This window comes from Vibrio parahaemolyticus (genome assembly GCF_900460535.1).
Classification (GTDB): domain Bacteria; phylum Pseudomonadota; class Gammaproteobacteria; order Enterobacterales; family Vibrionaceae; genus Vibrio; species Vibrio parahaemolyticus.
In genome coordinates, this window is sequence record NZ_UHIL01000001.1 from 613,775 (window position 1) to 640,177 (window position 26,403).

At 45.7% G+C, this 26,403-nt stretch carries 23 protein-coding genes; 17 read left to right on the plus strand and 6 right to left on the minus strand.

Going from position 1 to position 26,403, the window contains the following annotated elements:
* Positions 1–50 precede the first annotated feature (50 nt).
* Positions 51–869: a potassium channel family protein gene (locus DYB02_RS03245; protein WP_005455438.1), complete on the minus strand. Its 819-nt coding sequence runs from the start codon at positions 867–869 to the stop codon at positions 51–53.
* Between the two features lie 48 nt (positions 870–917).
* Here DYB02_RS03245 and DYB02_RS03250 point away from each other — a divergent pair, with 48 nt between their 5' ends.
* From DYB02_RS03250 to hldE, 3 genes are all read left to right on the plus strand, one after another.
* Positions 918–2,174, plus strand: coding sequence for a methyl-accepting chemotaxis protein (locus DYB02_RS03250; protein ID WP_005455439.1), 1,257 nt, complete (start codon positions 918–920; stop codon positions 2,172–2,174).
* A gap of 108 nt (positions 2,175–2,282) precedes the next feature.
* On the plus strand, positions 2,283–5,126 hold the full coding sequence (gene glnE, locus DYB02_RS03255; protein WP_029805585.1) for a bifunctional [glutamate--ammonia ligase]-adenylyl-L-tyrosine phosphorylase/[glutamate--ammonia-ligase] adenylyltransferase: 2,844 nt from the start codon (positions 2,283–2,285) through the stop codon (positions 5,124–5,126).
* 77 nt (positions 5,127–5,203) lie between these two features.
* Positions 5,204–6,634, plus strand: a complete 1,431-nt coding sequence (gene hldE, locus DYB02_RS03260; RefSeq protein WP_005497052.1) for a bifunctional D-glycero-beta-D-manno-heptose-7-phosphate kinase/D-glycero-beta-D-manno-heptose 1-phosphate adenylyltransferase HldE — start codon at positions 5,204–5,206, stop codon at positions 6,632–6,634.
* A 212-nt stretch (positions 6,635–6,846) separates the two neighbouring features.
* On the opposite strand, the gene vpoC is transcribed toward hldE, so the two are convergent.
* Positions 6,847–8,175 (minus strand): efflux RND transporter outer membrane protein VpoC, encoded by a 1,329-nt coding sequence (gene vpoC, locus DYB02_RS03265; RefSeq protein WP_005455451.1) that lies wholly within the window; start codon positions 8,173–8,175, stop codon positions 6,847–6,849.
* 229 nt (positions 8,176–8,404) lie between these two features.
* Between vpoC and nudF the strand changes: the two genes are divergently transcribed.
* The 6 genes from nudF (at position 8,405) to parC (ending at position 15,421) form a co-directional block, all read left to right on the plus strand.
* Entirely contained in the window at positions 8,405–9,055 is a 651-nt protein-coding gene (nudF, locus tag DYB02_RS03270; RefSeq protein WP_005497056.1) for an ADP-ribose diphosphatase, read from the plus strand.
* Complete coding sequence (locus DYB02_RS03275) at positions 9,055–9,498, plus strand: DUF1249 family protein (RefSeq protein WP_005482022.1); 444 nt, start codon at positions 9,055–9,057, stop codon at positions 9,496–9,498. The genes nudF and DYB02_RS03275 overlap by 1 nt, the downstream gene beginning before the upstream one ends.
* A 61-nt stretch (positions 9,499–9,559) precedes the next feature.
* Positions 9,560–10,366 (plus strand): 3',5'-cyclic-AMP phosphodiesterase, encoded by an 807-nt coding sequence (gene cpdA, locus DYB02_RS03280; protein WP_017449192.1) that lies wholly within the window; start codon positions 9,560–9,562, stop codon positions 10,364–10,366.
* Between the two features lie 48 nt (positions 10,367–10,414).
* Complete coding sequence (gene yqiA / locus DYB02_RS03285; protein ID WP_024703389.1) at positions 10,415–10,999, plus strand: esterase YqiA; 585 nt, start codon at positions 10,415–10,417, stop codon at positions 10,997–10,999.
* A gap of 252 nt (positions 11,000–11,251) precedes the next feature.
* Positions 11,252–13,132, plus strand: coding sequence for a DNA topoisomerase IV subunit B (parE, locus tag DYB02_RS03290; RefSeq protein WP_005457157.1), 1,881 nt, complete (start codon positions 11,252–11,254; stop codon positions 13,130–13,132).
* 3 nt (positions 13,133–13,135) lie between these two features.
* Entirely contained in the window at positions 13,136–15,421 is a 2,286-nt protein-coding gene (gene parC, locus DYB02_RS03295) for a DNA topoisomerase IV subunit A (RefSeq protein WP_005482017.1), read from the plus strand.
* A gap of 42 nt (positions 15,422–15,463) precedes the next feature.
* Here the strand turns inward: parC and degS are convergent, their stop codons facing one another.
* The 3 genes from degS to zapG form a co-directional block, all read right to left on the minus strand.
* Positions 15,464–16,528, minus strand: coding sequence for an outer membrane-stress sensor serine endopeptidase DegS (degS, locus tag DYB02_RS03300; RefSeq protein WP_005490480.1), 1,065 nt, complete (start codon positions 16,526–16,528; stop codon positions 15,464–15,466).
* Between the two features lie 196 nt (positions 16,529–16,724).
* Entirely contained in the window at positions 16,725–18,092 is a 1,368-nt protein-coding gene (locus tag DYB02_RS03305; RefSeq protein WP_005457169.1) for a Do family serine endopeptidase, read from the minus strand.
* A 336-nt stretch (positions 18,093–18,428) separates the two neighbouring features.
* Positions 18,429–18,872, minus strand: coding sequence for a Z-ring associated protein ZapG (gene zapG, locus DYB02_RS03310; protein WP_005457173.1), 444 nt, complete (start codon positions 18,870–18,872; stop codon positions 18,429–18,431).
* Positions 18,873–19,068: 196 nt separating this feature from the next.
* Here zapG and zapE point away from each other — a divergent pair, with 196 nt between their 5' ends.
* The 8 genes from zapE to sspB all read left to right on the plus strand — a co-directional run bounded on the left by zapE (position 19,069) and on the right by sspB (position 25,628).
* A complete protein-coding gene (zapE, locus tag DYB02_RS03320; protein ID WP_017449190.1) occupies positions 19,069–20,172 on the plus strand; it encodes a cell division protein ZapE in 1,104 nt (367 codons plus the stop codon).
* A 252-nt stretch (positions 20,173–20,424) separates the two neighbouring features.
* Positions 20,425–20,853, plus strand: coding sequence for a 50S ribosomal protein L13 (gene rplM / locus DYB02_RS03330; protein WP_005396465.1), 429 nt, complete (start codon positions 20,425–20,427; stop codon positions 20,851–20,853).
* A gap of 15 nt (positions 20,854–20,868) precedes the next feature.
* Positions 20,869–21,261 carry a 30S ribosomal protein S9 gene (gene rpsI, locus DYB02_RS03335; RefSeq protein ID WP_005458217.1) on the plus strand — a complete coding sequence of 131 codons (393 nt, stop codon included), beginning with the start codon at positions 20,869–20,871 and terminating at the stop codon, positions 21,259–21,261.
* Between the two features lie 546 nt (positions 21,262–21,807).
* Entirely contained in the window at positions 21,808–22,398 is a 591-nt protein-coding gene (gene petA, locus DYB02_RS03340; RefSeq protein WP_005479718.1) for a ubiquinol-cytochrome c reductase iron-sulfur subunit, read from the plus strand.
* The gene (locus DYB02_RS03345) at positions 22,398–23,663 is read left to right on the plus strand and encodes a cytochrome b (RefSeq protein ID WP_005479717.1); all 1,266 of its coding nucleotides are present in this window, start codon (positions 22,398–22,400) and stop codon (positions 23,661–23,663) included. Before petA ends, DYB02_RS03345 begins: the two co-directional genes overlap by 1 nt.
* Positions 23,660–24,397 carry a cytochrome c1 gene (locus DYB02_RS03350; protein WP_005479715.1) on the plus strand — a complete coding sequence of 246 codons (738 nt, stop codon included), beginning with the start codon at positions 23,660–23,662 and terminating at the stop codon, positions 24,395–24,397. Before DYB02_RS03345 ends, DYB02_RS03350 begins: the two co-directional genes overlap by 4 nt.
* A 96-nt stretch (positions 24,398–24,493) precedes the next feature.
* Positions 24,494–25,129: a stringent starvation protein SspA gene (gene sspA, locus DYB02_RS03355; RefSeq protein ID WP_005458199.1), complete on the plus strand. Its 636-nt coding sequence runs from the start codon at positions 24,494–24,496 to the stop codon at positions 25,127–25,129.
* Between the two features lie 16 nt (positions 25,130–25,145).
* On the plus strand, positions 25,146–25,628 hold the full coding sequence (gene sspB, locus DYB02_RS03360; RefSeq protein WP_005458208.1) for a ClpXP protease specificity-enhancing factor: 483 nt from the start codon (positions 25,146–25,148) through the stop codon (positions 25,626–25,628).
* 60 nt (positions 25,629–25,688) lie between these two features.
* On the opposite strand, the gene DYB02_RS03365 is transcribed toward sspB, so the two are convergent.
* Complete coding sequence (locus DYB02_RS03365) at positions 25,689–26,384, minus strand: BON domain-containing protein (protein WP_025591765.1); 696 nt, start codon at positions 26,382–26,384, stop codon at positions 25,689–25,691.
* Positions 26,385–26,403 lie beyond the last annotated feature (19 nt).

Below are 26,403 nucleotides of genomic sequence, written 5' to 3' on the forward strand. Positions count from 1 at the left end.
CAAAGTAGCGTTATCTTCATTAATTTAAAGAGAAATAGGACCGATAGGTCCTATTTTTTTGTCTGAATTTTGCGTTGCTGCATTTCCTCTTCGATAAGAGTTAGTCGCTCAAGGATTTGTTCTTGCTGTTCTAATAGCTGTTCTAACATCCGCTCTTTGTTCTTAGAACGGTGATCTTGCTGTTTAGTCGGAGCGGTTAAAATCGACGTAATCACACCAGAGATCATACCGAAGATCCCCACTCCACAAACGATGATGATGACGGCTAAAAACTTTCCTCCAGAGGTCACTGGATAATGATCGCCATAACCCACAGTGGAGATGGTCACAAAGACCCACCACAAAGCATCAGCTCCAGTACGGATGTTCGCAGCTGGGTTTTTGGCTTCGATAAACAGCATGGCGGTGGAGCCGAGCGTTATGAGGATCACCATCAACAGCAATATGGACGCGACAGTGGTTTCCCGGCGGTTTTCTTTGAGCTGATGCAGAATGAACTTTGAAGAGCGCAGCACCAACACCACGCGCAAAATATGAAAGATGCGAGCAAAGCGTAATGGCTCGATCATTGGGATGCTGGCCACAAAATCTATCCAATGCAGCTTAATAAATGAACGTCGATCTGTGGAGCGGATCAAATCAATGGTGAGCTGCAATAGAAAAATACTACAGATTATAAAATCCAGACCGATAAGAACTTGACGGGTTTCGTTATCGATTGGAAAAAACAACAGGCCAGAGATCACAAATAACGCCATAAAGGACAAGATTAGTGACAACAGGCCCATCGGTCGAGTGCTGTCTTTGATATCATTATTTTTCATACGAAGCTCGAAATAAATCGCGTGATAGAACCCAAGCGCAAACATAACTATAAGAGATGTAAAAACTATATAAGACTCAGTGGAGAACTGACAATGGAAAAGCTGGCATTCAAGCCATGGGAAAGGGTCATATCCGACATTCGACTTGTACCGAAAATGGTCATGTTGATGGTATTCAGTACCGTTCTGATCGTGGCAAAACAACTTTGGGACGCAAACACATTTTACGATTCACTTTTAGCAGCCACTCAAAATGCGCAAGTTGCTCAACAACATTATGAAGCGTATTTGACTCAAGTAGTGTGGCAGACCGCGCTACTTATCGTCGTTTTTGTGGCTTTACTATTGGCCGCCGCACGCGTAATGCTGCGCCAAACTCAGTATCTCAATGAAGCCATCAAATTAATGGCGAGCAAAAACTTGTCGGTACCGTTTGGTATGGACTGTAAAGATGAATACGGAGATGTGGCACGAGAGCTAGAGAAAACGCGTCGCCAACTGCATGACGTGATTCAAATGCAAATCAACGCCTCAGACGAGCTAGCGACACTGACGGAAGTGATGACATTGAGTATGTCAGAAACTAAAGAGTCGGCGCAAGAAGAGTTCAACGAGATTGACCAACTGGCGACGGCCATGAGCGAGATGTCATCGACCGTACAAACGGTGGCTGATCATGCTCAAACAGCTTCTTCTTTGACGGAACAGGCTTCCACGCAAGCCGTAACGGGTCAACAGTTCTTGCAAAGCACAGTGGCGAAAATGAGCGAGCTATCTTCAGATATTGCTTCTTCTGCACAAGCCGTAAACCAAGTCGAAGAGCGTGTGGAGTCGATTGGTAGCGTAGTGGGTACGATTCAAGGTATCTCTGAACAAACCAACTTGCTTGCTTTGAATGCGGCGATTGAAGCGGCGCGTGCTGGTGAAGCTGGGCGTGGCTTTGCTGTGGTGGCGGACGAAGTTCGTAACCTTGCGCAGCGCACGCAACAAGCGACGGTGGAAATTCAAGAAATGATCACTCAGCTACAGGCCAGCGCGACTTCTGCGGTTGATTTAATGGAGAAAAGTGTTGTCGAAGCGGCTGAAGGCGTGGAACTGGTTTCTAACGCGGGTAGTGAGCTTGATGGCATCGTTGCTCAAGTAACACAAATCAACGACATGAACTTCCAAATAGCCACCGCTTCAGGACAACAAAGCAGTGTAGCGGAAGAAATGAGCCAGAACTTGACGAACGTTCGTGAGCTGGTTGAAGCATCGGTCGTGGTGGTCACAGAGTTACTGGAAACCTCTGAAATGATGCAAAGTAACGCCGAAGAGCTAGATAAGAAGATTAAGTCATTTAGCGTATAAAGCGAATTGGATTTGATAAAACGCCCACAAACCTTTTGTGGGCGTTTTTATTTGCTTTAAGTCTGGTATAAAGAATGAATCACCGTGCTTTTCACACAAGGAAGAAACATGCAGCTGCCTTCGTCACTGGTCTCTGTCGCCGAATCTGCCGTTCAAAATGCCCAAGAAGCGGGTTACCTTCAATCATGGCCAAATGAGGTCGTAGAGCAGTTTCATTACGTCTCGGCGTTGAGCCAGTTTATTACGGAAACCATTCACCGTGACGAGGCTCTCGCGCAGCAGTTACCAACGATGTTAAGTGAGCTTAGCCGACACCAAGCTTATCGCACCCGTCTGGCCGCTTTATTGGCAGAATGCCCAGATGAAATGTCTGGTCATCGCGTTCTGCGTCAGTTCCGAAATCGAGAAATGGTTTACATCGCGTGGAAAGACTTCTTACATGCTTGGACACTTGAAGAGTCATTACGGCATTTGTCTCAATTGGCAGAGGCGATGATCTTTGAGACATACCAATGGCAATACAAAATTTGCTGCGCAGAGTGGGGAACGCCAACAAATGCAGAGGGTGAAGCTCAACCGATGTTGATCATTGGGATGGGCAAGCTAGGTGGCGGCGAACTGAATTTCTCTTCCGATATCGACCTGATTTTTACTTACCCTGAAAACGGCGAAACCCAAGGTGCCCGCCGCAGTATCGCCAATGCGCAGTTCTTTACTCGTCTTGGTCAGCGGATCATCAAAGCACTCGATCAACAGACGTTTGATGGTTTTTGTTATCGCGTCGACATGCGGTTGCGTCCATTTGGAGAAAGCGGCCCGTTGGTCATGAGCTATGCTGCGTTGGAAGATTACTACCAAGAGCAAGGACGAGACTGGGAACGTTACGCGATGATCAAAGCGCGCGTGATGGGATGCGAAATGTATCCGCAATATCAAGAGCTACGCAAAATGTTGCGTCCGTTTGTGTTCCGTCGTTACATCGACTTTAGTGCGATTCAGTCGTTGCGCCGTATGAAATCAATGATCAGCAGTGAAGTGCGACGTCGCGGTTTAACCAACAACATCAAGCTGGGCGCTGGTGGTATTCGAGAAATTGAGTTTATCGCGCAAGTTTTCCAACTGATTCGTGGCGGGCGAGAGCCATCTTTGCGCAATCGTGGCTTGCTCGAAACCCTAAGTGGTATTGAAGAGCTTGCACTGTTAACCCCGCAAGAAGTCAGCAATCTGGAAGCGGCATATAAATATTTACGCCAGCTAGAAAATCTACTGCAAGCAATGGCAGACAAGCAGACTCAAACGCTGCCCGATTGCGACATTGAGCGTTTAAAACTGGCAACTGCGATGCAGCTAGAGTCGTGGGATCTGCTCATCGAACAAACTCAGCAGCACATGAATAAAGTGCATCAAGTATTTGAAACCTTGATTGGTGACGACGAAGAAGATGAGGGCAGCACGATTGCTCGTCATTTCCATGAATTATGGGATATGGCCAATAAACAAGATGTGCTAGAGCTGATTTTAGAGCAGGATATTCAAGTTGAAGAGCCCGCCATATTCTCTAAAGCTATCATCAACTTTAAAGCCGACTTGGCCAAGAAAACGCTCGGCCCCCGTGGGCGAGAAGTCTTAAATCGCTTGATGCCAAAAGTGTTTGACGCGGTGTTTGCCCACCCTGATGCACAGTTTGGTTTACCGCGAGTGCTGCACTTACTGCACAATATTTGCACGCGCACGACGTACTTAGAATTGTTGGATGAACACCCTGCCGCATTGGTGCAGTTAGTGCGCTTGTGTACCGCAAGTCCGATGATTTCCGAACAGTTGTCTCGTTATCCAATCCTTCTGGATGAGTTGATAGATCCTCAACAGCTGTACAACCCAATTCCACTCGATAGCTATCGCACGGAATTGCGCGATTTCCTTGCCCGTATTCCCGAAGATGATATGGAGCAGCAAATGGAAGCGCTGCGTCAGTTTAAGCAAATTTGTATTCTGCGTATTGCCGCAGCGGATATCGCTGGCGTGCTGCCAGTCATGAAAGTAAGTGATCACTTAACTTATCTAGCAGAAGCCATTGTTGAAGCGGTGGTCAGCCAAGCGTGGCTTCAAGTGTCTGAAAAATACGGCGAGCCAACACACGTGAAAGATCGTGAGGGCAAAGGCTTTGCCGTGATCGGTTATGGTAAAGTCGGTGGATGGGAGTTGGGCTACAACTCAGACTTAGATATCGTCTTTATGCACGACTGCCCAGTTAATGTATACACCGATGGTAAGAAGGAAATTGACGGCCGCCAGTTCTACCTTCGTTTAGCACAGCGCATCATCCATATTTTCTCAACCCGCACCGCATCAGGTATTTTATACGAAGTGGACACTCGCTTACGTCCTTCTGGGGCGTCCGGCCTGTTGGTGAGTCCAACCGATGCGTTTGATGATTATCAACATCAAGATGCGTGGACTTGGGAGCATCAAGCTTTAGTGCGCGCTCGCATGATTTATGGTGATGAACCATTGGCGATTGCTTTCCATAACACTCGTCATGATGTGTTGTGTAAACCGCGTGATGAGCAAACGTTGAAAAAAGAAGTCGTCGAGATGCGTGAAAAAATGCGCGATCATTTAGGCGGTAAGAAATCTGGTCGCTTCATGATCAAGCAAGACGTCGGTGGTATTACCGATATCGAATTTCTGGCTCAATATTTGGTGCTTCACTATAGTCACGAGAAACCTAAGCTTACGCGTTGGTGTGACAATGTCCGAATATATGAAACGCTAATTGCTCAAGGTGTCATGGAGGAAAACCAAGCGATGCAACTGATACGCGCGTACACGACGATGCGTAACGAAATACATCACAGAAACCTACTTAATTTGGATGCAGATGTGGTTGAAGATAAGTTTGTTGCAGAAAGAGAATGGGTGAAGCAAGCATGGAACCAGTGGTTCGCCTAAGTAGAAGTAGTGCTCAAGGTTCAGCCTAGAAAAAGGCTGTGCTAAACTCACCACGATTTAATTTTTGGAGACCAATAATGAAACCAATTCTACCTGATTACAACAGCGCTGGTGTGCTCATCATCGGTGATGTCATGCTAGACCGTTACTGGTATGGCCCAACTGGACGTATCTCGCCAGAAGCACCAGTACCTGTTGTAAAAGTAGAAAACAATGAAGAGCGTCCGGGTGGTGCTGCGAACGTTGCGATGAACATCGCGTCACTAGGTGGTCATGCTCACATTGTTGGTCTAACTGGTGAAGATGAGCCAGCAAAAGTGCTAACGGAAACACTCAGCGCATTGAACGTGAAGTGTGATTTTGTTGCGCTGCCTGATTATCCAACCATTACTAAATTACGCGTTATGAGCCGTGGCCAGCAACTTATCCGTCTTGACTTCGAAGATAAGTTTGAGAATACCGACGCGACCCCGGTTCTGTCTCGTATGGATGCAGCGCTACCAAACGTGAAAGCGGTGATCATGTCTGACTACGCAAAAGGCTCTCTAGAGCACGTTCAAGCGTACATTCAGAAAGCGCGAGCAGCGAATATTCCTGTTTTCATTGATCCTAAAGGTGCGGACTTTGAACGTTACCGCGGTGCAACTCTACTGACACCAAACATGAAAGAGTTTGAAGATGTGGTCGGTAAAGTGAAATCGGATCAAGAGCTGGTAGAGAAAGCTCTGGCACTTGTTGAAGAGTTTGATTTTGAAGCGCTATTGGTAACACGTAGTGAGCACGGTATGACGTTGATTCGTCGTGGCCAAGAGCCATTCCATCTACCAACGCAAGCGAAAGAAGTTTACGACGTAACAGGTGCTGGTGACACGGTGATTTCTGTACTTGCAGCATCGGTTGCGGCAGGTAAATCCTTTGAAGAAGCGTGTGCACTTGCTAATGCAGCTGCTGGCGTTGTCGTGGGTAAACTGGGTACGTCGACGCTGTCTGAAATTGAATTGGCAGAAGCGGTTCATGGCAGTCAAGATACCGACTTTGGTGTCATCTCAGAAAAAGCACTGATCGAAGCGGTGAAAAAAGCACGTGCTCGTGGCGAGAAAGTCGTCATGACCAATGGCTGTTTTGATATTCTTCACGCTGGTCATGTGTCTTACCTTAACCATGCTGCTGAGCTAGGTGATCGCCTAATTGTCGCAGTAAATACCGATGAGTCTGTAAAGCGTTTAAAAGGCCCTGGTCGTCCAGTAAACCCAACCGATCGCCGTATGGCAGTATTGGCAGGTTTAGGTGCAGTTGACTGGGTTGTACCGTTTAGTGAAGATACGCCACAGCGTCTGATCTCTGAAGTGCTGCCAAGCATGTTAGTTAAAGGCGGTGACTACAAACCAGAAGAGATTGCCGGTGGTAAAGAAGTGATTGCAGCAGGTGGTGAAGTTCGTGTTTTGAACTTTGAAGATGGTTGCTCAACCAGCGAAATCATCAATGCAATTAAAGGCGGCAAAGGCTAAGCCTTACTGCTTTGAACAACACTATCTGGAAGGTCGCTGCAAAGCGGCCTTTTTGTTTTTTTATGCTTGCTGTTCTACGTTCTGGTATAGCAATGCATTTGCGAGATAATCGCTAGGCGTACAATGTTAGGTAATTTGCATCGAATGATAGACAACAAAAAACGCCAGTTGAAGAATCAACTGGCGTTTTAACTTCATTGTATAACTGAACGTTATTTCGCTGGTTTCAAACCTGCATCCACATCCAAGATGTCTTGTTCGCTTAGTGTACCAACCGCTTGGCGAAGCTGAAGAACACTCAGGATGTAGTTGTAACGAGCGTCTGAAAGGTTTTTGTTCGCATCGTATAGGCGACGAGTTGCGTCTAGAACATCAACGATAGTACGAGTACCTACATCAAAACCAGCTTCTGTCGCTTCTAGCGCAGATCTCGCTGAAACTACCGATTGCTCATACGCTTTTAACGCACCAATAGAAGCGTTGATGTTGTTGTTTTGTGCACGAACATCTTTCACTACGCTACGGTACTGAGCTTCAAGATCTTCGCTTGCTGCAACGTACGCAAACTCAGCTTGTTTGGTTTGTGATGTCACGTTGCCACCAGTGTAAAGTGGCACTGCTAGGTTAACGCCAATATTGAAGTTATCCGTCGTGTTATCACGAGCACTGTTTGAAGTATCACCGTAGTTGTAACCACCGTCTAGAGACAGTGTTGGTAGGTGACCAGAGCTAGCTAGCGAGATGTTGTCGCGCGCGATGTCTTGTGAAATACGAGCTGACAATAGGCTAAGGTTCTTCGTTTTCGCTTCATCGATCAACGTTTCAGCAGGGCTGTTCGTACGTGTTGCAGAGAAACGGTTAGTATCAAGAACGTTTAAGTTTTTGTGTTCTTGACCTGTGATTTCACGTAGCGATTCGTAGCTGTTGATCAGGTCATTTTCTGCCAACACTTCATCCGCTAGTACTGCATCGTACTGAGCTTGTGCGTCGTGAACGTCAGTGATTGCCGACAAACCAACTTCGAAGCGTTGTTTTGTTTGCTCTAGTTGGCGACCAACAGCTGCTTTCTCTGCACGAACGAAGACTAGATTGTCTTGAGCGCGCAATACTTCGAAGTACGCTTGAGAGACACGAAGGATCAAACCTTGTTGTGCTGCTGCGTAAGTAGCATCTGCTTGGCGAGCGCTTTTTTCAGCAGTATCTAATGTGATCCAAGATGCGCGGTTGTAAAGTTCTTGCGAGAAGTTAACGCCAGCAGTTAGGGCATTTGAGTCGTTTGACACGTCACTAATAAGATTTGAATCGTATTCTGTATCGCCACGAGTCAGGTTGTAACCCGCTGTTAGGTTGATTTGTGGTAATAGAGCACTACGGCTAGAGGTGATTGCTTCAAAAGCTCGGTCACGCTGTGCTGCTACACTGAGCAATTGTGGATCATTTTGCTTTGCTAAGTCGTAGATTTCAGCTAAAGAATCTGCCCATGCAGAAGAACTTATGCCACCTAGCGCTGCACTGATAAATAGTGGAAGCAATTTTTTCATTTTCTATTCCCGCGGTCAATAGATTGGTTAATTCTCAGTAGTTTAACTCAATTTGAACGATATTTACTCTAAAGTTTGCACTTTTTTACACGTAATTATCCATCTGTGCAATAAATTTTTGACTCAGACTTAAAATAAATTATAACTATTGTACAAAAAGTTGAGCCAAGTCCTTTGAGCAAGTGATTAACAATGAGTAAACTACAAGATTCACTCAGAGAGGTGTTGAATGCAACAGTGTGACAAACGACAAGATGAGTTTACTTCACGAGACGTAGAAATCATCTCGAAAGAATCTGTGTTTGAAGGCTTCTTTAAAATGGTGAAGTACCGTTTTAAGCATAAGCTATTCGCTGGTGGTTGGAGCGACGTGGTCGAACGAGAAATGTTCGAGCGTGGCCATGCCGCAGCAATGCTGCCCTACGATCCTAAAACGGATCAAGTGGTTATCATTGAGCAGATCCGCATTGGTGCATTGGAACATGAACACCCTTGGCAGCTAGAAATTGTCGCCGGTATGATCGATCGCGATGAATCCGCAGAAGAGGTGATTCGCCGTGAAGCCGAAGAAGAAGCAGGCATTACCGTAGGGCGAGTGGCATCAGTCACGTCTTATTATCCTTCTTCCGGTGGATGCTCTGAAAAACTGGATGTGTTTGTTGGTGAAGTTGATGCTTCTAAAGCGCACGGCATTCATGGTTTAGACTATGAAGATGAAGACATTCGAGTTCATGTGCTAAGTCGTGAGCAAGCGTACCAATGGGTGAAAGACGGAATATTTGAGAATGGTGCTTCTATTATTGCGTTGCAATGGTTGCAATTAAACCATCAAGAGTTGAGGTCACAATGGGGATATCCCCAAATAGTGGAGAGTAAGTAATGGCGCAGGTGGCTGAAAAACAGCGATATCATGTTGATTTAGCGGGTCTGATGAGAACCTATGAGACCAATTACGCTAAGTTAAATGCCTTACTGCCTGTCTCTGCTGAGGTTGGGGATGTACGTTGCTATCAAGCGGCGAACATGGTTTACCAACTGACCGTGAATGAAATCACAAAATACACCACAGTTGTTGAGATATGTCAGAGTGATGAAACGCCAGTGTTTCCTTTGCCGACGATGTCTGTCAGGCTTTATCACGATGCGAGAGTGGCTGAAGTATGCTCAAGCGGAGAGTTCTCACGCATTAAAGCTAAATATGATTATCCCAATGACCAGTTGATGCAGAGAGATGAAAAGCATCAACTTAATACGTTCCTTGGTGAATGGCTGACGTTTTGTTTACGAAGTGGCATTAGTAGAACGCCGCTTGCCTTCAATTGATCGTCACGTCATTCAAGGAAAATAACAAGAAACTATAGAGTGAACGAATCAGGTTTTCATTTTGCAATCATCGAATGACAGCATCAAACTTTTACAAATCACGGATACTCATCTGTTCGCTGCAGATGAGGGAAGTTTGCTGAGCGTAAAAACAGCCGACAGCTTTTCTGCTGTGGTTAACGAAGTTTTGCGCCGCAAAGTGGGGTTTGATTACATTTTAGCGACTGGCGATATTTCACAGGATCATAGCGCCGAGTCTTATCAACGATTTGCTGATGGCATTGCGCCGCTGCAAAAGGATTGTTATTGGCTGCCGGGAAATCACGATTACAAACCCAATATGGGCAGTGTGTTACCTTCACCACAAATTCAAGCGGCAGAACATGTGTTGCTGGGTGAAAAGTGGCAATTGATTTTGCTTGATTCTCAAGTAGTAGGCGTGCCTCATGGGCGTTTAAGCGATCAGCAGTTGACTCTTTTGGAAGAGAAATTAACGGAATTTCCTGAGCGTCATACACTGGTTTTATTGCATCACCATCCTTTGCTGGTGGGGAGCGCTTGGCTTGATCAGCATACGTTGAAAGACGCAGAAGCGTTTTGGCAAGTTGTGGATCGATTCGACAATGTAAAAGGCATTTTGTGTGGGCATGTTCATCAAGACATGAACGTAATACACAAAGGTATTCGAGTGATGGCAACACCATCAACGTGTGTCCAGTTTAAGCCGAATTCCGATGATTTCGCGCTTGATACCACATCCCCTGGTTGGCGTGAGCTAGAACTGCACACCAACGGCGACATCACAACCCATGTCGACCGTTTACCAGAAGGCCAATTCCAGCCAGATTTCTCTTCCAACGGATATTAATGATGCCCGAGCTCTAAGTTCGGGCTCGCTTTTTCATGCGAGACTTCTATGAGTAAACCTTCACTTCTATTGTACATCCACGGTTTCAACAGCTCACCGCTCTCAATGAAAGCCAATTTAATGAGAGAATATTGCGCGCAGCATCGCCCGGACATCAAAGTCATCGTCCCACAATTGCCTTGCTTTCCTGAACAAGCGGCTCAATTGTTGTTGGATATTGTTGAGCAATACAAAGACGACTACAACATTGGCTTAGTGGGTAGCTCGCTTGGTGGTTACATGTCGACGTGGTTAAACGCTAAGTACGGTTTTAAAGCGGTTGTCGTGAACCCTGCAGTTAAACCTTATGAGTTGCTTGTTGATTATTTGGGGGAGCAAACCAACCCATACACGCATGAAACCTATACACTTGAAGCTTGTCATATTGACGAGTTAAAAGCTCTTGATGTACAAAGCATCGCGTCGCCACACTCTTTCTGGTTGTTGCAGCAAACCGAAGACGAGGTTTTAGACTATCGCCAAGCGGTAGATAAGTTTGCAAAAGCTAAGCAAACGGTAGAACAAGGCGGTGATCACAGTTTTGTAGGCTTTGAGCGTTATCCTGCTAAGATTATCGAATTCCTTGAACTGTAATACTAATGAGACGATTGGAATAGGCTCATAGTTTTTATTGATATATCCAACTGTTTCTTGACATAGGCGGTATGCTTTCCGACTATGTTTTGCCTAAAGATCTTAAGGGTCATCGACCCTGGCTACGTTGTTATGCATCAGATTTATAAACACTTAACGATGCTGACAGGGTAGCTTTTTCGTTTCCTAAGTATGTGCTTACCGATAGGTAAGACTTGGGTAACAAGTAAACTTTGAGAACAATTCCGTATTATGACTGAACAATATAATGCTGGTGCCATTGAAGTACTGAATGGCCTTGAGCCAGTACGTCGCCGACCAGGGATGTATACGGATACAGCGCGCCCAAACCACTTGGGCCAAGAAGTTATCGATAACAGTGTCGATGAAGCGCTAGCCGGACATGCCTCAAAAGTACAAGTCATCCTACATGCTGACCAATCACTAGAAGTGATCGATGATGGTCGAGGCATGCCTGTTGATATCCACCCTGAAGAGAAAGTATCTGGTGTTGAGCTGATCTTATGTAAGCTCCATGCGGGTGGTAAATTCTCCAACAAAAACTACCAGTTTTCAGGTGGTTTGCACGGTGTAGGTATCTCAGTAGTAAACGCGCTGTCTAAGCGAGTTGAAGTGACGGTACGTCGTGATGGTCAAGTGTACGAAATTGCTTTTGAGCACGGTGACAAAGTATCAGACCTTACTGTAACGGGCACATGTGGTCGCCGCAATCGCGGTACTAGCGTGCACTTTTGGCCGGATGCGAAGTATTTCGATTCAGCTAACTTCTCTGTAACTCGTTTGGTGAACAACCTACGAGCGAAAGCGGTACTTTGCCCAGGTCTAGAAATTACGTTTACCGATAAAGTAAACAACAAAGACTACCAGTGGTACTACGAAGATGGTTTGAAAGACTATCTAGCCGAAGGCGTAAAAGGTTACCCAGTACTACCAGAAGAACCGTTTACAGGTGAGTTCTCTGCAGACACAGAAGCAGCAAACTGGGCAGTAATCTGGCAGCCAGAAGGCGGCGAGATGATCACCGAAAGTTACGTGAACCTTATCCCAACAGCTCAGGGTGGTACACACGTAAATGGTCTTCGTCAAGGTTTGTTGGATGCGATGCGTGAGTTCTGTGAATTCCGCAACTTGCTACCACGTGGTGTGAAGCTAACGGGCGATGATGTTTTCGACCGTTGTTCGTACGTGTTGTCGGTTAAGATCCAAGATCCACAGTTTGCTGGTCAGACTAAAGAGCGTCTCTCTTCGCGTCAAACCGCTGCGTTTGTCTCTGGTGTGGTAAAAGATGCATTCAGTCTGTGGCTAAACGAAAAGCCTCAACTTGCAGAGCAACTAGCGGAAGTGTGTATTGCTAACGCGCACCGTCGTATGCGCGCAAGCAAGAAAGTCGTACGTAAGAAAGTCGCATCGGGTCCTGCCTTGCCAGGTAAGCTAACAGACTGTTCCGTACAAGACTTAAATCGCACCGAAATCTTCTTCGTGGAGGGTGACTCGGCGGGTGGCAGCGCGAAGCAAGCCCGAGATCGTGAATTCCAAGCGGTAATGCCACTGCGTGGTAAGATCCTAAACACATGGGAAGTCTCTGCCGATCAAGTTCTGGCGTCTCAAGAAGTGCATGACATCTCGGTTGCGTTGGGTATCGACCCAGACAGCGACAACCTTGATAGCCTACGCTACGGTAAAATTTGTATCCTTGCCGATGCGGACTCGGACGGTCTTCACATCGCAACGCTATTGTGTGCTTTGTTTACTCGTCACTTCCGCGCGCTCGTTGAAGCGGGTCATATCTATGTGGCAATGCCGCCTCTGTATCGAATCGACTGTGGTAAAGAAGTCTTCTACGCCCTTGATGACGATGAAAAAGATGGCATTCTAGAACGTTTGTCGAAAAAGAAAGCCAAAATCAACGTACAACGATTCAAAGGTCTGGGTGAGATGAACCCAATTCAGCTACGCGAGACCACAATGGATCCGAACACGCGTCGTTTGGTTCAACTTACGATCGACGACTCTGAAGCCACTATGGAAATGATGGACATGCTGCTAGGTAAAAAACGCGCAGATGACCGTCGTTCTTGGCTACAAAACAACGGCGATTTGGCAGAGGTTTAACGGATGTCTACAGAAATTACCTACGATGGCGTTGAACAGTTGCCAATGCGCAAGTTCACTGAAGACGCTTATCTGAACTACTCGATGTACGTAATCATGGACCGTGCATTGCCATACATTGGCGATGGTTTAAAACCGGTTCAACGACGCATCATTTACGCGATGTCGGAGCTTGGTCTTTCGGCATCAGCAAAATACAAAAAGTCTGCACGTACCGTTGGTGACGTGTTAGGTAAATACCACCCGCACGGTGACTCTGCATGTTACGAAGCGATGGTATTAATGGCGCAACCATTCTCTTACCGTTACCCACTGGTTGATGGTCAGGGAAACTGGGGTGCTCCGGATGACCCGAAATCTTTCGCGGCAATGCGTTATACCGAAGCGAAACTGTCGAAGTTTGCAGAAGTATTGCTGGGTGAGTTAGGTCAGGGCACTGTGGAATGGCAACCAAACTTTGATGGCACGATGAAAGAGCCTCAAATGTTGCCAGCACGTCTACCTCATATCTTGTTGAATGGCGTAACAGGTATCGCGGTTGGTATGGCGACAGATATCCCACCTCACAACGTTCGTGAAGTGGCTGACGCAACTATCCATCTGATCGACAATCCGAAAGCAGAATTGCCTGAAGTTATGCAGTTTGTGAAAGGTCCAGATTATCCGACAGAAGCGGAGATTATTTCGCCTCAAGCGGAAATTGAAAAGATCTATCGCAACGGCCGTGGCAGCATCAAGATGCGTGCGGTATGGCATAAAGAAGGGTCAGACATCGTCATCACGTCGATTCCGCATCAAGTGTCTGGCTCGAAGCTGCTTGAGCAGATCGCAAACCAAATGCGTGCGAAGAAGCTACCAATGGTAGAAGATCTTCGTGACGAATCGGATCATGAGAACCCAACTCGTATCGTAATCGTGCCACGTTCGAATCGCGTCGATTGCGATTTGCTGATGAACCACTTGTTTGCATCTACTGATCTAGAGCGTAGCTACCGTGTTAACTTGAACATGATTGGCTTGGATAACCGTCCTCAAGTGAAAGGTCTCGTACAGATCCTATCTGAGTGGATTGAGTTCCGCCGCAGTACCGTGCGTCGTCGTTTGCAATACCGTTTAGACAAGGTGATGGCTCGTCTACACATCTTAGAAGGTTTGTTAGTTGCTTACCTCAACCTAGATGAAGTGATTGAGATCATTCGTACCGAAGACGATCCAAAAGCGGTGTTGATGGAACGCTTTGGTATTACCGATATTCAAGCCGATGCGATTCTGGATACCAAACTTCGTCATCTAGCGAAGCTAGAAGAGATGAAGATCCGTGGTGAACAAGACGAACTCGAGAAAGAGCGTGAGAAGCTAGAGCAGCTGCTTGGTTCTGAGCGTCGTCTGAACACACTGCTTAAGAAAGAAATTAAAGCCGACGCAGAGAAATACGGCGATGACCGTCGTTCTCCTTTAGTTGAACGTGCTGAAGCAAAAGCACTGACTGAGCGTGACCTAGTACCAAGTGAGCCAATTACCGTTGTTCTGTCTGAGAAAGGTTGGGTTCGTCATGCGAAAGGACACGATGTTGATGCGGAAAGCTTGAACTACAAATCAGGCGATAAATACTTGGCGCATGCGCGCGGTAAGAGCAGTCAGCCGGCGGTCTTCCTTGGCAGTGATGGTCGAAGTTACTCGCTTGAGTCGCACTCGTTGCCATCAGCACGTAGTCAAGGTGAGCCGATTACTGGTCGCTTGAATATCACGGCGGGTAGCAGTATTCGTCAGGTGATCATGAGCGAAGAAGATCAGCTATGGCTGGTGGGCTCCGATGCTGGTTACGGCTTTGTGTGTAAAGGCGCTGATTTGCTATCGAAGAACCGTAGCGGTAAAGCGTTGGTTACGTTGCCTGCAAATTCTGAAGTGATGACGCCAAAAGAAGTCGGCGATCTGGATTCGGATGAGATTCTCGCGATTACCAACCAAGGGCGTATGTTGTTGTTCCCAATTAAAGACTTGCCGCAATTAGCGAAAGGTAAAGGTAACAAAATCATCAATATCCCAGCAGCTAAAGCGAAAGAGCGTGAAGAAGTGTTGTCCCACTTAATCGCGTTGCCGCAAGGTGCTTCTTTAACCTTGTACGCTGGTAAGCGCAAGCTAGGTTTGAAACCTGCTGATCTTGAGAACTTCCGTGGTGAGCGTGGTCGCCGAGGTAGTCTGCTGCCAAGAGGCTTACAGAGAGTGACGCGAATTGACGTTGAGCTTGGTGAGTCGAGCAGTACTGAAGAATCGAGCGAAAGCGAATAAAACGAATAGAAACAAAAATCCCAGCCATTGGCTGGGATTTTTTTATGCTTCTTGTTTGTCTTCGGCGATGGTGACTTTTAGAGTCATTTCCTTGCCTTTACGAATGATACCAACGTCGACAGAAGTGCCTGGGCGTAAATCCGTGACGATATCCATCACGCTTTGACGGCCCTGAACTTTATTGCCATCGATACTGATAATGATGTCTTGTTTTTCAAAGCCTGCGGCACTTGCTGGACCATTTGGGTCGATACCTAAAACAACGATACCGCCAATGTGCTCGTTTCCTAGTAAACGGGCCGTCACTGCATTGATGTCTTGCCCATCAATACCGATGTAGCCGCGAATCACACGACCATCAGCGATGATTTTCTGCATAATTTTGCTGGCGAGTGGGGCAGGGATTGCGAATGAGATACCGTAGGTTTCAAGATCGGTTGCCTGCTGGAAAGACGCGGTGTTGATGCCCACCAATTCACCTTGAGTATTCACCAATGCGCCGCCCGAGTTACCTTCATTGATTGCAGCATCAGTTTGGATGAAGGCTTGACGACCATCGCTAATAGAAGAACGACCTGTCGCGGAAATAATGCCGAAGGTCGTGGTTTGCCCTAAGTTGTATGGGTTACCAATCGCTAAAACGACATCACCAACCTGAGGTTTGTATTCAGAATTCAATGGGATGACAGGTAGGTTAGAACCTTCAACTCGTAAAACGGCAATGTCCGTGCGTTTGTCGGTGCCAACAAGTTGAGCGGCAGCAGCTCGACCATCTTGCAATGCAACAACGACTTGGTCTGCTTGAGCTACCACGTGATAGTTGGTAATGATATAACCTTTTTCGCTGACGATAACCCCAGAACCCAGCCCTTGTGTCGAGAGTTTACTGCGATCGTTTTCAACGTATTTTCGGCTGTATATATTCACAACCGCTGGCGCCGCTCTTCTTACGGCTTGGTTAAACGACAATTCAAGAGATGCGATATTTTTCGGTTGTTGGTCGAGCGCGACAGGAATAACGTTATTGCGCAATGATGGAACTGCGAGCAGTACAACGGCAGCGGTTGCTAAGCCTAAAAAGACAGAACGTAATAAAAAGCTAAGCATATCCTCTCCATGCATGAGCGCCAAAATGGCATAGAAAGGTGAAGAATAGCATTACATTGAAAAATAACAAAAGGGCAGTGCGTGATCGCACTGCCCTTTTAATAATCAGATTGATAGTAAGATTAACTCTTCGAGCTTCATCACCAAGAGTGATGGATCAATCGTCTGGTTTTGCCCTGATTTTAGAGGCTAGAGACTATCGAATCACCAAGTAGATAGTGCGTTCCCCGCGTTGGATATTTAGTGCAAGCACACCTTTGTGTTTATCAACAATAGAGCGAAGCTCCGCAAGGTTTTTCACTCGTTGACGATTGACGCCAATAATGATGTCACCTTGTTTTAGCTGGTATTGCGCGGCAGGTGAATTCTCTGCAACACTGGAGACTTTTACCCCTTGGATTGCATCACTTGGTGTAGTGTTACTTAACTCTGCTCCTTTTAGGCCTTCATGCAACGTTTCCGCTTTGGCTTTCATGTTGGTGGACTCGCCAAGAGTCACGTCAAACGATTTGCTCTTACCATCACGAATAACGCCTAGCGTGATCTTCTTACCTGCTCCTAATGTGGCGACTTTGGCGCGCAACTCAGAGAAAGTGTCGATTGACTTACCGTTAACTGATACAACCACATCACCGGCTTTTAGACCCGCTTTGTCCGCTGCGCTATCAGGCACGACTTGGCTGATGAATGCCCCTTTACTTGACTCGTAACCCAGTGCTTCTGCCAGCTCAGAGGTCACTTCACCACCTTGAACGCCCAACATGCCACGTTTTACTTCACCAAATTCTAAAATCTGCTCAGTGAGGTTTCTCATCATGTTCGATGGGATGGCAAAACCAATCCCGACGTTGCCGCCATTTGGTCCCAAAATGGCGGTGTTAATACCGATCAGCTCACCGTTAAGGTTCACCAATGCACCGCCAGAGTTACCGCTATTGATTGCGGCATCGGTTTGGATGAAGTTTTCGAAGTTCTCCACGTTTAAACCACTACGACCCAGTGCAGAAACGATACCCGAGGTGACGGTTTGGCCGAGACCAAATGGGTTGCCGATAGCAACAGTAAAGTCGCCGACGCGTAACTTGTCAGAGTCGGCAATCTTAATCTGAGTTAGATTTTTCGCTTTTTCTAATTTCAGCAATGCGACGTCTGCCATCTCATCACCACCAACGAGTTCTGCATCGTACTCGCGGCCGTCATAGAGGCGCACTCGAATTTCATCCGCGCCTTTTATCACATGATAGTTAGTGACGATGTGCCCTTTTTGGGCATCAATAATGACGCCAGAGCCCAATCCGCGGAATGGACGCTCTCGAGTTTGCTCCATCGGGAAGTCAGGGCCGAAGAAGAACTGAAATTGTTCCGGAATACGACTGGTTTGAACTTGTTTACCCTCAACCGCAATGCTCACGACTGCTGGGGTCACTTTTTCTAGCATCGGGGCTAGGCTTGGTAATTGCTGGCCATCAACACTTAGAGGCAGTGCTGCCGTGGCCGTTATCGGCGTGATAATAGAACTCAAACTTAAAGATAGAACGGTTAGCGCAAGCAATGGCTTTTTCATCCAGTAACTCCTCTTGAAACATGTCTGCCAAAAAGAAATATCCGCACTTTACACCAATAAGAATAAGCGTTTGGTCATCCATGACAGGGTACGTTTAGCCCAACCGATAGCGCATGCCATTAGTCAAAGGCCGCAACAGACTGAAACGAATTGCCTGCATAGGTTTATGAACATCAACTTATCTTGATTGATATTTTTAATATAAGGTCTAGTTTGGATATTCAAAGGGTGACGGCAGTTCACATGCAAGTTAGAGAGGGATTGCTGCAGAAAAGTTCAAAAAGGGTCGATACAAATTACGATTTATATCGACCCAAAAGAAAGGAAAAGAGCTGGTTAAGAGGCTTTAGCCGTCACCACGTCGGGAGCGTTGATGATCTCTTTTTCTTGATCTTTCAAAAGACCGGTCGCGCCGTTGGCGTAGTCTTTTGGTTGTTCGTTGACCTCTGGTTGGTCTTCTTTGATTTGCTCTGAAGACATCGCCGTTTTCTTATCAAACGGGTTATCTTGTTCTGGTAAGTTAGGCAGAAGTTCTGAAGAGGTCTTCGCCATATGTTGGTAGAGTTTAGTGTAATCCTTACCCAGGGTATCCAACATTTCTGCGGTTTGTGCAAAATGATCTACGAGCTCTTGACGTTGTTGCTCTAGTTCAAACTTAGCCGCTTCAAGTTCTTTTTGCACAGACTTTTGTTTCTTGTATTCAGGGGTGGTTAGTCTACTAATGACTACGCCTACGATTGTACCGACCAGCAAACCCACAATGGCATAAATCCAAGGCATAACTGCTCCTTATAGTTGTTTTAACAAGTCTTTTACTACTTAGTTACACGCGGTGCTTGTCCATGTTACTATGGCTTTCACAGCCAATAAAGAAAAATAGCAGTATGTCTTCGGGGACTGATAACTACTTCTCTCTATTCTCAAAGTTGACCCCGAGGTGACCATTTTCTCTGTACCTCTAACACGACTTAATCTGATGACACCACTAAAACGATATCAAAAAGATATAGCAGAACATGGATTCCAGCGCGATGAAGCCCAGCATCAAGCCGTTGTCGCTTTAGACAAACTCTACCATGATATTGTTGAGTTTCAGTCTGCGCCGATCCCTCAACTTTCTAAATGGCAAAAGCTCATGGGTAAAAAGGTCGAGATGCCTCAACCCCCAAAAGGTTTGTACTTTTGGGGCGGGGTAGGCCGAGGTAAAACCTATTTAATGGACGCCTTTTTTGATGCCTTACCTACTGACAGAAAAATGCGCGTGCACTTTCACCGCTTTATGTATCGGGTACATGACGAGTTAAAGCGTTTGGGGGAGGTAGAAAATCCTCTCTCCAAAGTTGCCGACTTATTTAAACAAGAAGCAGATATTGTTTGTTTTGACGAGTTCTTTGTGTCTGACATAACTGATGCCATGATTCTTGCCACATTGTTGCAAGAAATGTTTAAGCGTCAGATGGTGCTGGTGGCGACGTCAAACATCGAACCACAAAATTTGTATCGTAATGGCTTACAGCGAGCTCGTTTCCTTCCTGCTATTGATATGATTTTAGCGCGTTGCCATGTACTAAATGTGGATAGTGGTGTCGATTATCGTCTGAGGACGTTGGAACAAGCCGAAATCTACCATTATCCATTGGATGAGCAGGCTTCTATTAATTTAAATACCTATTATCAGCAGCTTACGGCTGAGCGTAAAAGCGTTGCCCACAAAATCGACATTAATCATCGACAGATTAACGTGATTGAAGCCAGTGATGGGGTGTTACATGCTTCTTTTGAGCAGTTGTGCCAAACCGCTCGAAGTCAAAACGATTACATTGAACTTTCACGTATTTATCACACGGTTTTACTGGCCGATGTTCGTCAGATGAATCGTAAAATTGATGATGCTGCGAGGCGTTTTATTGCTTTAGTCGACGAGTTTTATGAGCGTAACGTAAAACTGATTATTTCAGCGGAAGTCGAGATGGATGCCTTATATACCGAAGGACAACTGGAATTTGAGTTCAAGCGTTGTGTATCGCGTTTAACCGAGATGCAGAGTCATGAGTATCTTGCTCGCGAGCATTTGGCGTAAATTTGGTTGCCTCTTTAAAAAGTGAAGAAAAAATTAGTGATTTGGCGCAAAAAAAGGTGATTTTTTCTTCGCTCTTCTCTATAATCCTGCGACCCACCGTTACTGCAGACCGGATTATCGAAGTTATTTCGAAATAGATGGTCGAGAGTACCAACGACTCGAAGGGGTGATGACTGGGCTCTTAGACAGTGTGGGAGCACCAAACGGGTGTTCCTTTAAAGTTTAAATTTTAATTAACGGGTTATTATTAGCATGAAAACTTTCGTTGCTAAACCAGAAACTGTAAAACGCGACTGGTACGTTGTAGACGCTGAAGGTAAAACTCTTGGCCGTCTAGCAAGTGAAATTGCATCTCGCCTACGTGGCAAACATAAAGCTGAATACACTCCTCACGTTGACGCTGGTGACTACATCATCGTTATCAACGCTGAGAAAGTTGCTGTAACTGGTAACAAAGCTAAAGACAAAGTGTACTACCGTCACTCTGAGTTCCCAGGTGGTCTAAAATCTATCACTTTTGAAAAGCTGATCGATCGTAAACCTGAGATGGTTCTTGAGCTAGCAGTTAAAGGCATGCTTCCACGTGGTCCTCTAGGCCGTGCTATGTACCGTAAGCTTAAAGTTTACGCAGGCGCTGAGCACAACCATGTTGCTCAACAACCACAAGTACTAGACATCTAATTGGGGATTTCGAAAATGGCAGAGAATCAATACTACGGCACTGGCCGTCGCAAAAGCTCAGCTGCACGTGTTTTTATTAAACCAGGCAGCGGCAACATTGTAGTAAACAAGCGTAGCCTTGATGAATACTTCGGTCGTCCAACTTCTCGCATGGTTGTTAAACAACCTCTAGAGCTAGTTGAACTAACTGAGAAGCTAGACCTTTACGTTACAGTTAAAGGCGGCGGTATTTCTGGTCAAGCTGGTGCTATCCGTCACGGTATCACTCGCGCGCTTATGGAATACGATGAGTCTCTACGTCCTGCTCTACGTGCAGCTGGTTACGTTACTCGTGACGCTCGTTGCGTTGAACGTAAGAAAGTTGGTCTACGTAAAGCACGTCGTCGTCCACAGTTCTCTAAGCGTTAATTTCCTTTTACTGGAAATTATGCTTTCCAGAATTATTCTGGGACTGTGCACCAAAAGCTCGGCTATATGCCGAGCTTTTTGTTTTTTATTGTCAGATAAAACATCCGTTCTTTCTGGTTCCCTCAGAACACTCCCCTTTAATATCCACGCAACATTTTACGAAGGTTTTATCGCGATATTTACGCTTTACCTGTGCTACAAAAGTTTAAATTTACGTGTTAGTGATTTTTGTCACTTATTGAAAACTTATTCGGTGTAATTCTCTGAAAACAACCAAAATAAAAGGCATTTGAGGCTTAATTTTGTTGTTCTTCATTTCGCTTTCTTGTTACAAATCACATCAATTTTTTATAATTCTGCCGCTTTTGTGACGACGCGAGCGATTTGCCTCACAAATGTTACAAAAAGGTAGCTTTATCTTGTCAAAAAGTAGGGTTTTCTTTATCATTTCTCCCCAATAATTAGAACTAAATTCATTATTTGTTAGCCATGCTCTTATAAGCGGAATAATAACGATCCAAAGGGAGCAAATGGGAGAATGTTTGGATGAGCAACGCGCCTTTAAATAACGGTCGCAGGCGTTTTCTAACCGCTACAACGGCAGTTGTTGGTGGGTTAGGGGCAGTCGCCGTCGCCGTGCCTTTTATTAAATCATGGAATCCGAGTGCTAAAGCCAAAGCGGCGGGTGCACCGGTGGAAGTGGATATAAGTAAAATTGAACCAGGTCAGCTGGTACGTGTTGAGTGGCAGGGGAAACCTGTATGGATTGTTCGCCGTACTCAAAGCGTTCTGGATAACCTGAAAACGATCAGTGATAAGCTTCGTGATCCACAATCTGAAATGGAACAGCAGCCAGAGTACGCTCAGAATGAGTTTCGCTCGATTAAAGAAGAGTACTTTGTTGCCGTTGGTTTCTGTACTCACCTTGGTTGTTCACCTACTTACCTACCAGACTCTTTCTCAGAGCAGGTGCAGGGTGTAAGGTCCGGCTTCTTCTGCCCTTGTCATGGTTCTAAGTTCGATATGGCAGGCCGAGTATTCCAAGGGGTACCTGCTCCATTGAACCTTGTCGTTCCTAAACACATGTATTTGAGCGACACCAAGCTCATTGTGGGTGTTGATGAGGGGGATGCATAATGCAAGCACTATTAGACTGGGTAGAAAAGCGTATTCCAGCAATGAATGCTTATAAAAAGCATTTATCTGAATACCCAATGCCGAAGAACTTCAACTTTTGGTATCTTTTTGGTTCTCTGGCGATGCTGGTTCTTGTTAACCAAATCCTAACGGGTATTTGGCTAACGATGAACTACGTTCCTTCTGGTGAAGGTGCGTTTGCATCTATCGAATACATCATGCGTGACGTTGAGTACGGTTGGCTTCTGCGTTACATGCACTCAACTGGCGCATCAGCGTTTTTCGTTGTTGTATACCTGCACATGTTCCGTGGTCTGATCTACGGTTCGTACCAAAAGCCTCGTGAACTACTGTGGATCTTCGGTATGTTGATCTTCCTAGTTCTAATGGCTGAAGCATTCATGGGTTACCTACTACCATGGGGTCAGATGTCATACTGGGGCGCTCAGGTAATCATTTCTCTGTTTGGTGCAATCCCTGTTATCGGTGATGACTTAACGCTTTGGATTCGTGGTGACTACATCATCTCAGGTGCAACGTTGAACCGTTTCTTCGCACTACACGTAATCGCGCTGCCTATCGTACTACTTCTACTTATCGTGCTTCACGTGTTGGCACTGCACGAAGTGGGCTCTAACAACCCTGACGGTATCGAAACTAAGTTACCAAAAGGTTCAATGGGCGATGATTACAAAACGCAGTTCAAGTTCCACGATTACTACACGAAGAAATACGATATTATTGACTCTATTCCTTTCCATCCATATGGCACGGTTAAGGATTTGGTTGGTGTCGCTGGCTTCTTGTTCTTCTTCTGTTATGTGTTGTTCTTTAACCCAGAAATGGGTGGATACTTCCTTGAGCCGCCTAACTTTGAAGCTGCAAACCCATTAAAGACGCCTGAACACATCGCTCCGGTATGGTACTTCACTCCGTTTTACGCAATCTTGCGTGCGGTTCCAGACAAGCTATTGGGTGTAATCCTAATGGGTGCGTCTATCGCTGTACTGTTTGTTCTACCTTGGTTGGATCGCTGTAAAGTACGTTCGTACCGTTACCGTAGCAAAATCCACCTATTGAATATTGTTCAGTTCACTATCGCCTTTATCGCTCTGGGCATTTTAGGTGCGTTGCCTGCAACACCGACGTACACACTACTATCTCAGATCTTTAGCTTGTGTTACTTCATGTTCTTTGTACTGCTGTTCTTCTACAGCAAAAATGAAGCAACCAAACCATTACCAGAGAGGGTGACATTCAAATGAAGAAGTGGATTGTAATTCTATTTGCTATGTTGCCATCTCTTGCGATGGCAGCAGGTGCCAACGTTCCGCTTGATAAAGCAAACGTGGACCTAACGGATAAAGCTTCGCTACAAAATGGCGCGAAGTTGTTCATGAACTATTGTTTTGCTTGTCACTCTACGCAATACCAGCGTTATGAGCGTGTAGCAACAGACTTAGATATTCCAGCTGACCTAATGAAGGAAAATCTGATTTTCAACCCTGAAGCGAAAATCGGTGACCTCATGGTTAATGCTATGCCACCGAAGCAGGCGGCAAACTGGTTTGGTGCTCCACCACCGGATCTAACTTTGGTAGCCCGAGTGCGTGGTGCGGATTGGTTGTACACATACTTACGCTCTTTCTATGTTGATCCATCTCGTCCATTTGGCGTGAACAACATCGTATTCCCAAGTGTTGGTATGCCGCACGTTCTTGAAGAACTGCAAGGTATTCCAACGCCAGTGTACGGTACTAAGATGGTTGATGGTGAAGAAGTCAAAGTGGTTGTTGGTACGGAGACAAACGGTACTGGCGAATTAAGCGAAGGCGAATATGACAAAGCGGTTGGTGACTTGGTGAACTTCTTGGTTTACGCCGGCGACCCAGTTCAACTTGAGCGTCATGCTTTGGGTTGGTGGGTAATGGGTTTCCTAGTTCTACTAACGATTGTTGTCGTGATGCTTAAGAAAGAGTATTGGCGTGATGTGCATTAATTGTGCTATCATACCGTGCTAATTCCCAATTTTAATTGATGGATAATGGAGGCTTAGCCTCCATTATTTTTATTTGTAAGTGTACTGGAGGGCTCCATGGCTGTAGCTGCCAATAAACGTTCTGTGATGACTCTTTTCTCAAGTGCATCAGATTTGTATAGCCATCAGGTTCGCATCGTACTAGCTGAAAAAGGCGTAAGTGTTGAAGTTGAGCTTGTTGATGAAGCTAATCTTCCTGCTGAGCTTGTTGAGCTAAACCCATATAAATCAGTGCCAACTCTTGTTGACCGTGAGCTAGCTCTTTACGATTCAAAAATCATCATGGAGTACTTGGACGAGCGTTTCCCTCATCCACCTCTAATGCCGGTTTACCCAGTTGCTCGTGGTAACAGCCGTTTGATGATGTACCGTATTGAACGTAACTGGTACTCACTAGCTGAAAAAATTGTTAAAGGTAATGCAGAAGAGTCAGAAAAAGCGCGTACGAAACTTCGTAACGATCTGCTGACCCTAGCGCCAATTTTTGCTGAATACGAATACTTCATGAGTGAAGAATTCAGCCTAATCGATTGTTACCTAGCTCCACTATTGTGGCGCCTACCTCAACTTGGTATTGACCTAGTTGGCCCAGGCTCAAAAGAAATCAAGGTATACATGAACCGCGTATTTGAGCGTGATTCATTCCTTGCTTCTTTAACTGAAGCTGAACGTGAAATGCGTCTAGTTCGCTAAGCGATTTAGAGACGTTATGGATATTGCAAAAATGACTGCTCGCCGTCCGTATATGCTTCGCGCATTTTACGATTGGCTAGTAGACAATGACTTAACTCCCCACTTGGTTGTTGATGCAACTATGCCGGGTGTGCGTGTGCCTGTTGAGTTTGTTCAAGATGGTCAGATTATCTTGAATATTGCTCCTCGTGCCGTTGGTAACTTAGAGTTGGGTAATGATGCGATTACCTTCCATGCTCGTTTTAGTGGCCGACCACACTCAGTGATCGTGCCAGTGTATGCAGTTCAAGCTATTTATGCTCGTGAAAACGGTGCTGGAACAATGTTTGAACCAGAAGAAGCGTACACGCACATCGAAGAAGAAACGATTGAAGAAGAAGATTTGTCACCATCTTTTAAGGCGGTGACGGAAGAAACTTCTGAGGAGATTGGTGCAGAATCCCAAGAGGAAGAAGCTCCTCGTCCTAAAGGTCGACCAAGCTTAAGAGTGATTAAGTAAATAAAAAGCAGCGTTAACGCTGCTTTTTTTATACTTCAGTTTCAAGTTTTTCAATATCGTTTAGTCACTGATGGTAAACGTCTCGACATCTGGATCACTATCATCTTGTGTCTGTGTCTGTGTCTGTGTCTGTGTCTGTGTCTGTGTCTGTGTTGTCACACCGTCGCTAGGTAAATCGACTTTAACTGGTTCTGCGTCTCCGTATTGGAACCCTTTGATCACCTGTTTTACGCCAGAGATATTGCGCGAAATCTCCGTCGCGCGTTCACCTTGCTGAGCGGTTACATAGCCAAACAAAAATACGTCACCATCCTCTGTAATGACTTTGACTTTAACGCCATTGAGGTCCGAGTCGGTTAATAGAGCCGATTTTACCTTGGTTGTGATCCAGCTGTCGTTGCTGATTTGCGTCACGCTCAATGGCTCTTTAGCCTTAATTTGATTATGAATGGTTTTGACGCCATCAATAGCTCTAGCTCGTTGCTCAATTTGATTAATCAAATCTTGAGTTGGAGCTTGGCCCATTAAAACAACCGTACCATTGTACGAGCTCGCAACAACTCGAACATGCCCTTTAAACGGTTCTTTATTACCGATCGCTGCGACTTCAAATTCAATATTGTTGTCTTGCCAGATCTGCTTCGTGGTGCGAGTATCTGTCACAATATTTGCCGTGGTGGCAGCTCCAGCAATGAACAGTCCCGCACATCCGCTCAAGCTTAAGATGGTACATAAAATGATAAGGCTACGTATCATAATGCTGATTCTCAAATCT